We start from the raw sequence: 16100 nt of genomic DNA on the forward strand, positions 1-16100 counted from the left end.
TCCCTTTTCTGCATCATAATCCGCTATAGTTAAAGGAATTCTTTCACCCTTTTCGTCATTCTTTATAATAATAAATTGCCCTGGTTTTGCAGACTTTGCCACTCTTGGAGCTTCTATATCCATTAAATAGATATTATTTGTAAGCTCCCTTTTACTAACTATTTTGTACATCTATCTTCCTCCTAATTTTATCCAGCAAAACTTAATTCAGATGGTCTGAATGCCATCTGAATCTTAGCTGAAATTACATACCCTAAGTATTACTAATGTTAGTTATTTAATAAAAGATCTTTATCTGGTGTTACTAATATCTTAACATGTTTTTTCTTTTCTGGACCTGTTAATGCACCAAAGCCTTCTTCTACTATGTCATCTAAATGTATTTTCTTTGTTACATATCCTTCTGCTTTTATTCTACCATCCTTCATTTGAGCCATAGTTGCTGGGAATTCATGTCTGTATGCTAATGTTCCAATTATTTTCTTCTCAGTAAATACTAACACATTTGGATTAAACTTAACATTATCTTCCCATATGCTAGTTACAACTAAAGTTCCTTCAAACTTTAAGCTATCTATACCTGTATCAAAACCTATTTGAGCTCCTGTAGTTTCAAATGCCACATCAACTCCTAATCCGTTAGTAAGCTTCCTAACTTCCTCTGCAATATTTACTTCATTAGGATCTAATACTACATCCGCTCCTGCTCTTTTAGCATACTCTTGTCTTATAGATTTTCTTTGTAATACTACTATTAATTTTGCGCCAGCTGCTTTTAAGCACTCAATAGTTGCAAGTCCTATTGGACCAGATCCTAGTACTAACGCAGTATCACCTGTTCTAAAATTGCCAATTCTAATTGAATGTAATGCTACTGCCATTGGCTCAACTAAAGCAGCTTGTTCGTAAGACATTTCCTCTGGTATCTTATGTACGAATTCTTCTGGGAAAACTGTATATTCAGCAAGTCCTCCACCACTTCCACAAAGTCCGTGAAATCCTAAAGATGAACATAAATTATATTTTCCTTCTAAACATGCTGGACATTTTCCGCATGCAACTATAGGCTCAACTATTACTCTATCTCCTGGCTTAAAATTAGTTACACTACTACCAATCTCCACTACTTCTCCTGAAAATTCATGGCCTAAAACTACAGGCGCAGTTGTCCCACTTAATGGATGAGGTTGTCCAACTGGTATAAATATAGGTCCTCCTAAATATTCATGTAAATCTGATCCACATATTCCACACCATTTTACTTTAATCTTTACACCATCATTTGTTACTACCTTTGGCTCTTCAATTTCTTCAACCCTAACATCTTTCTTTTGGTACCATAACGCTGCTTTCATATAAAATCCTCCTAAAATATTGTTAATTTCTTCACATATCATTTATTAAGCAATATATGTGCCAATAAGTATAAATATAACCGTAAATTTATATTTTTTTCTTTAATATATTTATATTGCTAGTTTTATGCCGCTTTAAAATATAATTAGAATTTTTTATAAACTAGGATAAAAACGAAAAATGTATCAAAATGATACATTTTTATTTTCTCATTTTGATACACATATAGTTATTTTCTCATTTTGACACACTAATATCATATGTTTTTATCTTCCTATATAAAGTTGCTCTTCCTATGTTTAATAATTTAGCTGCTAACTGAAGATTTCCATTACACTTATTTATTGCGTCTCCTATGGCTTTCTCTTCTAATTTATCAAGGGGCACTATTTTTATTTCCTCTATCGAAGATTCTACTTTGTTTATATTTTTATCTATACTGTTATAATATAAACAATCTACATTTGTAATTTCATCTTCACTTAAATAATAATCTCTTTCAACAACATTTTTAAGTTCTCTTATATTGCCATTCCAATTATATTTTTTTAATTCATCTATATATGATTGTTTAACACTTATAATTTTATTTCTATTTTTTATATTTAACTTTTGAATAAACTCATTTACAAGTAAATCTATATCCTCTTTCCTTTTCTTTAGTGGAATTGTTTTTATCTCCATTACACTTAATCTGTAATATAAATCTTCTCTAAAATTTCTCTTGCTTATTTCATTTTTTAATATTCTATTAGTAGCGCCAATAACCCTAACATCTAATTGCTTCTCATACGTCCCACCAACTCTTACAATCTTTCCATTATCCAACACTCTAAGGAGCTTGCTTTGAATATCTAAAGGTAACTCTCCAATCTCATCCAAAAATATTGTTCCTCCATCTGCTAATTCAAATTTACCTGGATGCCCTTCCTTTGAAGCTCCTGTAAAAGCACCTTTTTCATATCCAAACAATTCACTTTCAACCAGTTCACTTGGGATTGATGCACAGTTTACTGCAACAAAAGGCCCTCTTGCCCGATTGCTATAATTATGTATTGATTGTGAAATTAATTCTTTACCTGTACCGCTTTCTCCTTGGATTAAAATATTACAGTCACTTTTAGCAGCCTTTTTAGCAAAACTTATCATATTTTTCATTTCTAAATTATTTGTTATTATATCTTTAAATTCATATTGGGCTTTGTATCCAGCAAATTTATTTACTAGCTTGTGTACCACTTCAACCTCAGTAAAAGTTATTACCATACCGCTATTTTTCCCATTTTTATTTAATGGAAGTATATTTATAACACATTTGATTATTTCATTATTTATAGAAAAATCCCACTCTAAATTATGTAAAAATTTGTTTCTCTCTTTAAAAAGCTTATGAAAATCAATGCCATTTAAAACTAGATTTATATCCATGTTCATTGCATCTTCTAAAGATATATTTAAAATTTTTAACGCTCGTCCATTTATTCTTTTTATCTTCATATGTTCATTCATGACTATCATACCTTCTGATATAGAATCAAAGGTTACATTAAGCAATTTATATGAAATAGCTAGTTCCATTTGTTTTTGTATTGATTGAGCAGCAGCAGTTACTATTCCAAGTGTATGAGAATGAGCATTATAATAATTTCCTGACATATTTATACATCCTATTAAATTATCATCTTCATCATAAATCGGTGCTGCAGAACATGTCCAAGAATGTTGATTTGATCCATAATGCTCTGCTCCAATAGTTTGGACTGGCTTATTAAGATATAAAGCCGTTCCTATAGCATTAGTTCCAACAACCTTTTCTGACCACAATTCACCTTTCAGAAAATCTAATTCCTCAGCCCTTTCCATTATATCCTTATCACCTATAACATCAATAATATACCCATCTTTATCTACTAAAAATAAAGCAAATCCTGATCCACTGACCATACTATAAATGCTTTCTATGACTGGTCTAGCAACTGAAATAAGTTCATTATTTTTATTAATAAGCTCATCTATATTAGGATGTTTAACATTTCCCTTTCCATTATAAGGATCAACTCCATACTTCCTGCATCTTATCCATGAATCTGCAATTTCTCGTCTAACTTTTGGATGTACTTGTCCAGTAGAAACAAATTCCCTCCATGCCGTAGTGATAAATTCGATATAATCTTTCATCTACACATCTCCATTACTTATAAATTATGATAGTAATATTATTTTACTTAGTTCAACTTAAGGTGTCTACTACTTATTTGATCTATAGAATTAATCCTCTCTTTTCTCTAAATCATAAAAATTTCACTTAATAGACTTATTTCCACTAAAAAGTGCACACCCCTAATTCCAAAACCTTAAGGGTGTGCATATCCAATACAAAAATTTACTTTCTAAAACTTAAAATTTCTATCAAGGGTTGTCCCCTGAAACACTAAATCCATTTAAATCAGTGGCTTTCCATTATATTAATATTCTAGTTCTTATTTGGTGGAGGCCGAGCATGACCTTTGAAATCCACCAAAGAACATCATATAGTTACTTATTTATTTCATTATAAGCTTGTAGTCTATTTATATGAACAGCTAAATAAGTTAATTCGTCTTTAGGAATAACTCCATCATAAACCTTTTTTATATAATCCTTTATTTTAAAAGAAATTTCCATTGCTTCTGGATATAATGTTGCTATTTGCTCAAACATGGCATCATTCTCGTCTTTCAACATTTCATTATTAAAGAACCTCTCTGTAAAAAATTTAACATGTGTAATAAAACGCTGATAGTGAATTCCTTCCGTCTTTAGACCGCTACCAATTGAATACCTTACCAAGTTAACAATTCCACCTATCATTTTAGCATATTTCATACCATCTCTTGAGTCATTACTTTGTGATTGAGCATTTATTAAATGAAATGCAATATTAGCAGCTTCTTCTTCCGGAAGCGCAATGTCTATTAATTCATTTAAAAGCTTTAAAGCATATTTTCCAATTTTAAATTCCTCTGAATAATAATTTTTTATTTCCCAATAAACACGATTTGTTATATTAATATTCTTCTTTGCTCTTTCTACTGCAAAATTCAAATGATCACTTAATGTAAAATATATACTCATATTAAGCTTGGAACCTAACTCCTTTTCAGCTTCTGAAACAATTTTTTGAGTTATGTCAAGATATATTGGGGGCATTGAATCTAATAATTTTAAATACTCATTTATCTGGATGCTTTCTACAGGCATAAAAATTTGATCTACAACCTTTTTTTCAACAATGTCTCCATTTTTTTTATTATAGCCTATACCTTTTCCAAAGCAAACGAATTCTTTGTTATTCTCATCAATAGCTAAAATGACACTAGAATTAAGCACTTTTTTTATTTTCATAATCATCCCCCTATTATCTTTATTCTAAAATTTCTCCATTTGTTTTTATAACATTTTTATACCAAAAAAAAGAATCCTTCTTTAATCTTTTCAATGTTCCATTTCCTTCATCATCTTGATCAACATATATAAATCCATATCTCTTGCTCATCTGAGATGTAGAAACACTTATACAATCAATAGGTGCCCAGCTGGTATATCCTAGTAAATCTACTCCCATTTCCACAGCTTTCTTCATTTCACTTATATGTTCTCTGAAATACTCAATTCTATACGAATCATGAATAGTCCCATCTTCTTCTATAACATCCTTTGCTCCCATTCCATTTTCTACTATCATTAGCGGAACTCTATATCTATCATATAATTCGAGTAACGATATTCTAAGTCCTACTGGATCTATCTGCCAGCCCCATTCTGTAGAAGGAAGATATGGATTCTTTACTCCCATTATAGTATTTCCAGATGCTTTTTCTTTAGTTGTGTCCGCCGATTCTGTTCTTGACATATAGTAACTAAAAGATAGATGGTCAGCTGTATTCTCCTTTAATATTTCTTCATCATTTTCTTCCATTTTAATATTGATTCCATTATTTTTCAAGAAGACATTATATAATCTAGGATACTCTCCAAATATCTGAATATCAGCATGAACATGATTTCCTAAGTTACTATTTAATGAAAGCAATACATCCTCTGGATTACAAGTATTAGGATATGTTGTTAGCTTTGTTAGCATGCATCCCATTTTACTATCCTTAATGATTTTTCTGCATTCTTTTGTTGCTAAAGCTGCTGCAACATATTGGTGATGTAAGGCTTGGTAAACAGCTTCATCAAGCTTTCCTTCTGGACATTTATCTGGAATAATTCCTGCTGTTGTAAATGGATGTCTGCCAACACTATCTATTTCATTAAATGTCAACCAGTACTTGACATAATCTCCAAATGACTCAAAACAAACTTTCGCAAACTTAACGAAATAATCAATTAATTTTCGCTCTACCCATCCATTGTATTTCAAACTTAAATGCAAAGGCATTTCATAGTGTGATAGTGTAACAATTGGTTCAATATTATATTTTTTCAGCTCTTTAAATATATTTTCATAATATTTAATTCCTTCTTGATTAGGTTTACTTTCTTCTCCAGTTGGAAAAATTCTTGTCCAAGCGATAGAAATTCTTAGTGCTTTAAATCCCATTTCAGCAAACAAAGCAATATCTTCTTTATAATGATGATAAAAATCAATACCTCTCCTCTTTGGATAGAATTTCGTAGTTTGATCTCCCATAGCTTCTTCAATCATTTTGGTAGTAACCTTATTATGACCAGCATAATCCTCTACACTCAAATTTGGCTTATAACTTGCTACATCAGCTACGGACATCCCTTTCCCGTCAACATCAAAAGCTCCTTCAACTTGATTAGCTGAGATTGCTCCGCCCCATAAAAAATCTTCTCTAAATGACATTTTATACATCAACTCCAATCTAATTTATTGCAAATACATTATCTCTCTTGTTAACTTCTTTACTTTCTACAGTTTCTATCTTAGCATCTGGTCTATTTGTAATAATTACTGCAGTTACTGGATCAAAACCTTCTTCAACAATCTTATCTAAGTCAAAGCTTAATAACAGATCTCCTTGCTTCACACTTTTTCCAACTGATACTTCCGGATTAAAATATTTCCCTTTCAAATTTACTGTATCTAAGCCTACATGAAATAAGATTTCAGTACCATCTTCAGACTTCATTGCTAAAGAATGCTTTGTTTCAAAAATCATTTCAATTGTACCATCTATTGGAGCATATAATTTCCCCTTAGAAGGAATTATAGCAATACCTTCTCCCATTAATTTATTAGAAAAAACTTCGTCCTTTACTTCACTCAAAGGAATTAATTTCCCCTCTATTGGTGCTTTGAAATTTTCTTTTTTATTTTTAACCTTTTCATCTTCATTACTAGTTACTTCTTCTTTCCACAAAACTGCTACTGCAATAAATGAAGCTACAAATGAAACTCCTAATCCTATTATTGCATTCATTAAATTATTTGGTAATGTTTCAGAAATAAACATGGATAAACTTGCGATTCCAGGCCCTACTGCTACATATGCTTCAACAGCTTGAACTCCTAAGAAAGCACCTCCTGTAAAAGCCCCAATCATTACACCATAAAGTACACGTTTATGTAAGATCGTAACTCCATATAATGCTGGTTCAGTAATTCCAAATAGAGCTGATATACCTGCTGAGACCGCAGTAGATCTTAACGCTTTATCTTTTGTACGAATACTTACAGCAAAACATCCGCCAGCTTCTGAAATATTATGTGCGAGTGATGCTGCATTATATATTAATTCTCTCCCTGATTGACCTAAAGAAGTAATGACGTAAGGAATCATTGCCTTATGCATACCTGTAACAACCATAAATGGCAAGAATGCTGCTAAAACTGCTACTGCTATCCAACCAAATTTACCAAAAACAAATAGTATTACTCCTGCAAACCCTTGCCCAAAATTATAACCTATAGGACCAAGAACAAGTAAAGTTACTGGTACAGTTATAAGTAATGACATCATCGGAACAAAAAAACTACGAATAACCTTTGGACTAATTTTATTAAAGAATTTTTCTAACTGTGAATACAATAATACGCATAATATTGCCGGAAAAACTTGATATGCATAGTTTACATTTTGTACTGGTATATTGAAAAATAAAGTTCCTTCTCCAAGTAGCTTAGCTAAATTAGGTGTTAACAGCGCTGCAACAGCAGATACTGCAACTAATGGATTAACTTTCATTTTATTAGCAGTTGTAATAGCTACTAAAAGCGGTAAGAAATATAATGGTGCATCACCTACAAAATTTAATATCTTATAAGTGGATGTAGTATTTGATAAAATTCCTAGCATGTTTAAAAGCATTAAAAGTGACTTTAAAATACCACCTCCAGCTATTGCTGGGATCAATGGTTGAAATACACTTATTACAAAGTCTAAAGCTATTGTACCTATTTTTCTTTTCTCTTTGTTATCTCCATTATTTACTCCTTTATCAGAAATAAGTTTTTTAACTTCATCATATACTTCAATAACAGAGTTTCCAATTATTACTTGACATTGTACATTTTGTTTAACACCTAATACCTCTGGAATACTTTCAAGATCCTTCACTTTTACTTTGCTATTATCAATAAGGTTGAATCTCAATCTTGTTGAACAGTGTTCAAGATGTTGAACATTTTCATCTCCACCTACAGCCTTTAATATCTTAGATGCTACTTCTTTATAATTCATATTATTTGTCCCCTCTCATTAAATAATAATAATAATAATAACTATAGTAATATTCGCATTCGCAGACTTTTTATTTGGCCAAGATAAAAAAGGACTCAAATAAACTAATATAATATTAGCTTATTCAAGTCCTGCCTGCATTACCAGTCACATGCCTGATATTTATATACTTTTATGTTATGTATGAAGTATAACACGAGCTACAGTAAACGTCAACATTTTTATTAATTATTTTTTAGGCATGCGTTATTAGTCATAATTACAGCACTTTTAAGCTTAATCAATATTTTATTAATAACTACCACATTCCTATCATTACTCAAGAACAATTTAACAAAGTACAATCAAAAAGACTTATGAGTAGCAATATCAATATCGATTGTACTTTTGTAAAACCTAAGTAAACACACTACAGTATGATAAAGTCACCCAGCTTAAAAATACCGGTCTTTTATTCTTCTTATTTACTATAAATTTAGAAGTAACTTTTCATATTTATTTTGTATTAATTTTATAACTGGTACTCCAACTACTGTAACTACAATAAATTCACCAATTGCAACTTCACCAATTGATAATAAAAGTGGAAGTTGGTAAATATAATAAAGCATCCATCCAATTATTATACCATTACAAATGGTAGGCCAAAGTGATGCTATAATTAATGACGCTCTCTTATTCTTCACAAACTTTTCTGTGATTGAAATAGCATAAACGCTAATAAATGTTGCAAATGTACCAAATATAATATCCATTAATCCATTTGGCCCAAGAATATTTGCAATAAAGCATCCGATACTAAGTCCCACAATATAAAATGGATCAAAAAATGCCAATAGCACCATTATTTCTGATACTCTAAATTGTATAGGTCCATAACTTATTGGAGCTAGTGCAATTGTTATAGCTGCATAAAGTGCTGCTATAATAGATGTCTTAACTACTCTTTGTACTGTCTTATTATTATTCACATGAACTCCTCCATTTAATTAATTCTATTCTCCACGTCAATACTACTTATATAATCTTAAAAAAACCTCCAAACAAAAAAATCGTAGAAAACATTCTACGATAAATAAACTCAACAAAAACAAAAGATTTTAATAAAAAATTAATTAAAATCTTTATTCTTCTCAATTATTTTACCGTAGTTTTGTTTTGGGCACATGAAAGAAAATAGTTTATCAAATATGCAAGCATATTAGTCTATTATTTTTCAGATTGTGCCTCAGTCAGGAGGCTTTCGAACTGACTATATGTTAATTTTTACCCATATGATTATATCAAATTAAAAAGACTATTACAAGTTATACATTTATTTGGTCACTTGCAGAGCTGTTCATTGAATACTATACTATATTTAGGTAACATATTCTTTACTATGTACTTAAGGCACATTCAAAAAAATAGAAATTCAATCTGCCTCCTTACCCGATGTAAATTATTTATGGCAAATATGGACTTGCTATTTCCCATCATGTGCCTACTAAAACTCATGAAATGAGAGGGCGATTTATGAATAAAAAAGAGATATTGGAATTAAAAAGACGTTTAAAAAAGGACGAGTGTACATTTACCAGAATGTGTGGCTGCTATGTAGATGGCCAAAAAAATATAGTATTAAATATTAAAGAAACTTTTTTAAATCTAAGAGAGGAAGAATTCTTTAAATATTTAGAGATTGCAAGTAAAACATTATCTGGAACAGTGGGCAATAACCTTCTAGAACTTAATTTTCCCCTTGATGAAGAAAATATAGGCGGTAGACAACTGTCTCTGATGGAACTAAAAAAAAGTAGACTAAAAAATGATGCGCTGCTTGATGACTTCTATAAACTAATTATTGATAGTTATGACTATACAGGTAATTTTCTAATACTTGTTTTTCACGATGCTTACGATGTTATGACAAAAACTACGGATAATGCAAAATTAGATGAATCTGAAGAAGTATATGAATACCTATTATGTGCAATATGTCCAGTATCACTTTCAAAACCAGGTCTTGGATATATTTCAGATGAAAATCGAATAGGAGCACGTATTAGAGATTGGGTAGTTGGTCCCCCTGATCTTGGCTTTGTATTTCCAGCTTTTACAGACCGTAGTACTGATATTCACTCCGTTATGTACTATACAAAGGATGCAAAAGATCCACATCCAGAATTTATGGAAGAAGCACTAGGCTGTAGTTCAAAGCAAACAGCCACTGAACAGAAAGAAGCATTCCAGAATATTATTCGTAAGGCCATTGGCAGTGATGATGAAAAATCTGATCACATCTTCATGGAGATTCAAGAAACTCTTAATAATATGGTAGATGATCACAAAGCCGTTAATGGTAAGAATGCTGAGCCTATAGCCTTAACTAATGATAATATTCAAGATATTCTAATTGAAAGCGGAATTCCTGAAGAAATTACTGCAAAAATCGAAAAATCTTATACAAGAGAATTTGGTGATACTCCTCCTGTAGTAGAAAATTTAATTGATAAAAAAGTACTTGCAGCAAATGAGCAAAGAAAAAAGGAAGAAAGACTTGAAAAACAAGTACGTATACTAGAAAGAAGACTTGAAAAAACAACACAAGATACTGAATTAGAATCAGATAAAAATTCAGCTTTAGAAATAGAAAGTGAATCTGCTTTGAATACCATATTAGAAACAGAAACTTCTACTGCGTTAAAGACAGATTTTGATATTATCTCAGAAACAGATGTGGAGTTAGAAACAGCTTCTGACACCGTCTTGGAACCAACGCCTAACTCTGAAATAAAATCCGAGACACATGCAACTACAAACTATGACATTGTACTTCACGTTAAACCTCAAAAAGTAGCTCAAATAAAATCACAAATAATTGATGGTAAAAAATGTATTATAATTCCTATGGACGATGATGAACAAGCTAATGTTAATGGTGTTAATGCCGTACTTTAGTTTATAATGAAGCATATTTTCTCATTATTATACTAAGAATTCCATTAAAAAAGGCTACTATCTATAATTATTATGGATATTGGCCTCTCTATCTAAAAAAATTCAGATTACCGTGTTTTCTATATTGTAAGTAAAGCAATAAGTTTAACTTTTACTATAATAAAAGTTAAACTTTATTTAAATTTATTCCTCATATGAAACGTACAATCATTGCTCTTTTTGTATTAGATTCATAAAAATCTATAATTAAAACACCACGTTAATCTACAGTTTTAGAATTAACAAATTCTTTAATTATTTCATCCGAATTATCAGTGTCTTCAAAAAAACATACTGAGTAATAAATATTATTTTCTTTCCAAATATATTCTCCGTTATTAATAGACGTACCATCCTCAAGTATTTCAGTATATAAATATTTCCAAACTTCGTTATTATTTATATTTATTTTTTCACCTTTAACCTGCTTATTTTTTTCATTTTCATTATCCCATATATTAATGTATCCATTCTTCAGTATGTCCTCATAATATTTTAAGTTTTTTTTCTCCGTAAAAGTTATTGAACCACTTTTATTCGAATAAAAGCTAGTAAGTTCATAATTAATATTATTATTTTTTATATCAGAATCCCCTGAGATTCCTATTGATGATTCTTTTATACTTATATCTTCATTGATTTTTAGTGGAAATTTAGGATTAAAACCTAAAAAGCTCTTTGCTTTTTCTAAATCTTCTTTCTCATAAATCATCATTGTTGCAATTTCTGTTGAAGCCTCTTTTTCTACAGAATAATTCACATTCTTTATTTCTTCGGGATATACTATAGATTTTGCTATTTTTTCTAGATCATCTTGTGAAATATTGTGGCTTTGAGTATTGTTTTGAGCTGAACTTGTAACCGTTGAATTATATCCTATACTGTACCATAAGCCTTCATTTTTCCATGCAAAATATTTATTAACCTCTTTAAACTCTGGCCTTACATCACCACTTTTCAATGTCTCAGCTGGAGAAATAGATGTTACAGTAACACTAAATCCATCTATCTCTCCTAATTTCATAGCTTGTTCTTCACTTTCAACTTTAAGATTACTTAATCCATTTTTTATATTTCCTATTTTCTTCAAATATTCTAATGGTTCTTTTTCAGAAACTTGAAATGTAAAATTAATGTCACCATCCAAATATATAAGTAAGACATTGTCCTTATCAGAAAGTTTTATAAGTTGAAGGCTCTCTGCTTTGTCTGATCTAGGAAAATCAGGCAATTTAAATTCGAAGCCCGCTACTTTTTCTACTCTTCCTATATTATCATAAGTCTTTGTAGGTGTATCAACAAGAAATTTAGGTATATTCATTATATTAGTAGTTGATGTAGTATTATTAATGTCTAATGCTTTAACGTTTACGCTATTTGTAAGTATTATGGCACCAGCTAGCACGCAACCTACAATACCCACTATCGAAATTTTATAAGAATCTTTTTTAAATTTTTTTATCATTTTAATTCTCCCTTTATTTTGATTTTTTTATAATTCATTAATTTATATAAAACATATGTGAAAGCTGATTATTATCATCCGTACTTAGAATATATTTATGCACATAAATTTTAGTTTTGTTAGTTAGATTTATTTCCACTTACTCTTATATTATTGCAACAGCTCTAATCCCTCTGCACTAACCTCCTTTATTTTCACCGAAAAACAGCAAACGGTAAATCCATAAGAATGTAAATTACTTTCAATAGAAATGCTTAAGTAAATAAATTTTCTTATACTTTTTCCCTAAAAATTACTTATAATCATATATTATACTTATTCTCCAAAAAGACTTAATTACCTCTAAAATGAGTCAATAAATTTATTAACTGATTCTTAAGATGATTTGCTCCTTAAAGACCTATAGTATAAATTTAATATAAAATAATTAAAGCCGATATTTTCTAAATTTGAGAGAATATCAGCCTCTAATATATAATTATACTTTCATGATATAATTCCCTATTTTAAAATAATACGGTAAATTTAACTCAAAAATATAATTGCCTGTTTCTTAATTTTCGTCTAATATTGTTTGTACCGTAGTACACCCCTTATGTTTTTACAAAGTCTCATCAATGCGACTTGTTGATTTATATATAATATTCTAAATTAATGTATAGATATAGTAGGTATAAATTAATATTTTAAGATAGGAGAGTAAAAATGAAATATAAAAAAAATTACACTTTTAATGACTATTTTGAATTATTTTTATATGCTCTTGCTTTTATTTGTTTTATTTACTTTCTTATTAAGGGAGATATTCAGAAAATACTTCAACCATTACTAATTGTTTCAGTATTGATTACTTTAAAAATGATGCTAAAAAGAACTAAACTTCCTATTTCCCATGGTTTAAGATTCTCAATTTTAGCATTTATTTTCGTCACCATGTTTTTTGCTAACGAATTTAGAGGTTTTAGAATAAAATTAGATAAGATGATACTTCATGCACCCTAATTAATATTGATACAGCATAAATTACCACCTGAAATTATATTTCAGGTGGTAATTTAATTATATATCAGATTTTAAATTACACACATTATACAACAACTAACCTACTCATATAGTATTAAACTCTATACTTTTAACGACGAGAAAAATCTCTTGGTTAAATTATACGGTTAATTTTCTATTTATTTCAAAGTATCTGCTACTGCTTTTAAATCATAAAGCTGTCCTGAATTATTTCCACCAAAACCTTCTTGATTTTGTTTTCTTGAGTTTGAATTTTGGTCATTATTTTCATCTGCAGCTTGTGAATTTTTATTGCTTTGTTGATTACTTACCGCAGTGTCCTTATATTCACCTTCAGGAACTGCTGTACCATTTTCAGTAACCCAATTCATAATTTCACTGTTTCCGCCTCTTCCCATGCCTCCTGTGAGTACATATCTTAATTCTCCGTTCTTAACCATTTCTTTAAATTGATCTAAAGTTAATATATTATCACTTGTGAAGCCACCAAGAGCCATTACCGGTTCACCTGTTTGAATTATTATACTATCTGCACTTTGAGATGAAGAGACTACAAGTAGATATTTTTCAGTTGTTTTATTACTTTTTAAGAAATCAATTAACTTAGAATTTTCACTGCTGAGGCCCTCTCCTCTTGATCCAAAGCCTTCTCCTTGACTATTTGAGAGAAGTTCTAATCCAGCAGTAGGAATACTACTATTTACACTATGAATTAGTGCTGCACTTGCTCCAATAAATGGTGTAACTAAAATAGATATTGTAGCAATTACTGTTAATGCTTTCTTCAATTTTATATTCTTATTAAAATTATCCTTCGCTATAGCTACAGTATCGTTTCTTTTAATAAAAGTTGATATATTTAGAATACTTAATATTGCTGATGCCGCAAAACACACTACTAGTGATATTAAAATTATATTTCTTGTAGCAGCCGATAGATTGCTTGTAAAGTAAGATAACATCATCAAATGAGTCAATCCTTCTATAACAAAAGCTATTGGTAAAAGCCACGCTTTCCACTTTCCTTCTTTATAGAATTCCCACATTGTAGTAATTCCAATTCCTGATAAAGCCGCTGCCGGAGGTGCCATCATTGTTAGATAGTATGGATGGAATAATCCTGTTGTGAAACTAAAATATATAAACTCAGGGAACAACCACACAAACCATAATACTAATGAAGATTTCCTCTTATTATCTAATTTTACTCCTAATTTTTCTTTTAGTGCACCTGCTATAAATCCTAATAATGCAAGTGGTAAAAACCAAACTATTTGATCTGATAAACTACTTTTAACAAATAATCTCGAAAGACCTGCGCTTACTTGTGCCCCAAATGTACCTTGAAGACCGCCTTGACCTCCTGGTCCGCCACCATCTATCATTCCTCCACTAGGCGGCTGCATATTACCACGATCTCGCCCATTTCCATCACCTTGCATTGTTCCATCAGTAGGCGCTCCTTGACCACCCATTTCATCACCATTTGGACCGCCGCTTGACATTCCTACTTGTTGATCATCGTTTTGGGTGCCGCTTGACATACTTCCTTTGTTATCTCCGTCTGGAGCACCTTGAGACGTCTTATTACCATTATTATCAGCATTATTACTTCTACTGCCAGGACCTCCACCTGAATTACCGCTTAGCCCAAGTCTTTCTAAACCATTGTGTCCAATTATTAATTCTAATTCACTGTTATTAGTACTACTCCCTACATAAGGTCTATTTTGAGCTGGTACCAAATCTACAATTACTGCCCATGATAAAGATACTGCTAGTAAAATAACTGATCCTATTACAAGGTGTCCAATTCTCTTTTTAAATGGTATAGTTGTAGAAAGAAGATATGTTATATATAAAGCCGGACCAATCATATATGCTTCCAACATTTTTATATTAAAGCCAATACCTACGAGTAATAAGCTTATATAAAGATATTTAGCCTTTCCAGCTTCCACTGCTTTAGTAAGAGCTAAACAAGCAAATAATAATGTTACTACTAGTAAATTATCTATGGTATTATTTCTGCTTGCCGCTACAAATACTGGAGTTATTGCAAGACATAATGCTGAAATAAGTCCAGCTACACTTCCAAAAGACCTTTTAACAATATAATATATAAGATAAACTGAAATCACACCCGCTATTGCTTGTGGCAAAAGTATACTCCATCCACTGAAACCAAATATTTTAGCAAAAATCGCTTGTATCCAAAATCCCATTGGCGGCTTATCAATTGTTACAAAGCTCCCTGGATCAAAAGACACAAAGAAGAAATTTTTGAGGCTTAGCGTCATACTCTTTACGCCAGCAGCATAATAACCATTTCCATATCCTTCAATTCCTATATTTGCAAAATTCAATACAGCAGATAATATTAAAATTAATGTTATACATATGTTTTCTTTAGTCAACTTAAATCTTTTCATAATTTTTCCTCCTAATTAAATCGGTTAGTGTAAAGTATTTACACTACTCTTTTAAATTTTTTCTTTATATATCAAGGGTTCGAGCGTTTTTTTGTACAAAAAAACAATGCCCCCCCTAATTTCATGTTATAATCGAGTTCCGCAACACCA

10 protein-coding genes and 1 pseudogene are annotated in these 16100 nt (G+C 30.6%); 2 read left to right on the forward strand and 9 right to left on the reverse strand.

What is annotated here, in order from left to right; genetic code table 11:
* From CLCHR_RS21465 to CLCHR_RS21495, 7 genes and pseudogenes are all read right to left on the reverse strand, one after another.
* Window positions 1–171, reverse strand: a pseudogene (locus CLCHR_RS21465) (sulfide/dihydroorotate dehydrogenase-like FAD/NAD-binding protein); the annotation flags it as partial.
* Between the two features lie 98 nt (window positions 172–269).
* Window positions 270–1355 carry a 2,3-butanediol dehydrogenase gene (locus tag CLCHR_RS21470; RefSeq protein ID WP_079441953.1) on the reverse strand — a complete coding sequence of 362 codons (1086 nt, stop codon included), beginning with the start codon at window positions 1353–1355 and terminating at the stop codon, window positions 270–272.
* 238 nt (window positions 1356–1593) lie between these two features.
* On the reverse strand, window positions 1594–3534 hold the full coding sequence (locus CLCHR_RS21475) for a sigma-54-dependent Fis family transcriptional regulator (RefSeq protein WP_079441954.1): 1941 nt from the start codon (window positions 3532–3534) through the stop codon (window positions 1594–1596).
* A gap of 357 nt (window positions 3535–3891) precedes the next feature.
* Window positions 3892–4740, reverse strand: coding sequence for a PRD domain-containing protein (locus CLCHR_RS21480; protein WP_079441955.1), 849 nt, complete (start codon window positions 4738–4740; stop codon window positions 3892–3894).
* Window positions 4741–4759: 19 nt separating this feature from the next.
* A complete protein-coding gene (locus tag CLCHR_RS21485; RefSeq protein ID WP_079441956.1) occupies window positions 4760–6214 on the reverse strand; it encodes a glycoside hydrolase family 1 protein in 1455 nt (484 codons plus the stop codon).
* Between the two features lie 19 nt (window positions 6215–6233).
* Window positions 6234–8051 (reverse strand): beta-glucoside-specific PTS transporter subunit IIABC, encoded by a 1818-nt coding sequence (locus CLCHR_RS21490; RefSeq protein ID WP_079441957.1) that lies wholly within the window; start codon window positions 8049–8051, stop codon window positions 6234–6236.
* A gap of 467 nt (window positions 8052–8518) precedes the next feature.
* Window positions 8519–9022 carry a QueT transporter family protein gene (locus tag CLCHR_RS21495; RefSeq protein WP_079441958.1) on the reverse strand — a complete coding sequence of 168 codons (504 nt, stop codon included), beginning with the start codon at window positions 9020–9022 and terminating at the stop codon, window positions 8519–8521.
* Between the two features lie 544 nt (window positions 9023–9566).
* Here CLCHR_RS21495 and CLCHR_RS21500 point away from each other — a divergent pair.
* Window positions 9567–10991 carry a DUF4317 domain-containing protein gene (locus CLCHR_RS21500; RefSeq protein WP_079441959.1) on the forward strand — a complete coding sequence of 475 codons (1425 nt, stop codon included), beginning with the start codon at window positions 9567–9569 and terminating at the stop codon, window positions 10989–10991.
* Between the two features lie 259 nt (window positions 10992–11250).
* Here the strand turns inward: CLCHR_RS21500 and CLCHR_RS21505 are convergent, their stop codons facing one another.
* Complete coding sequence (locus CLCHR_RS21505; protein WP_079441960.1) at window positions 11251–12495, reverse strand: hypothetical protein; 1245 nt, start codon at window positions 12493–12495, stop codon at window positions 11251–11253.
* A 705-nt stretch (window positions 12496–13200) separates the two neighbouring features.
* Between CLCHR_RS21505 and CLCHR_RS21510 the strand changes: the two genes are divergently transcribed.
* A complete protein-coding gene (locus CLCHR_RS21510; RefSeq protein WP_079441961.1) occupies window positions 13201–13497 on the forward strand; it encodes a hypothetical protein in 297 nt (98 codons plus the stop codon).
* Between the two features lie 179 nt (window positions 13498–13676).
* Here CLCHR_RS21510 and CLCHR_RS21515 read toward each other — a convergent pair whose 3' ends face one another.
* Entirely contained in the window at window positions 13677–15950 is a 2274-nt protein-coding gene (locus tag CLCHR_RS21515; RefSeq protein WP_079441962.1) for a glycosyltransferase family 39 protein, read from the reverse strand.
* Window positions 15951–16100: the final 150 nt, after the last annotated feature.

It is taken from the genome of Clostridium chromiireducens (genome assembly GCF_002029255.1).
GTDB classification, from domain to species: Bacteria; Bacillota; Clostridia; order Clostridiales; family Clostridiaceae; genus Clostridium; species Clostridium chromiireducens.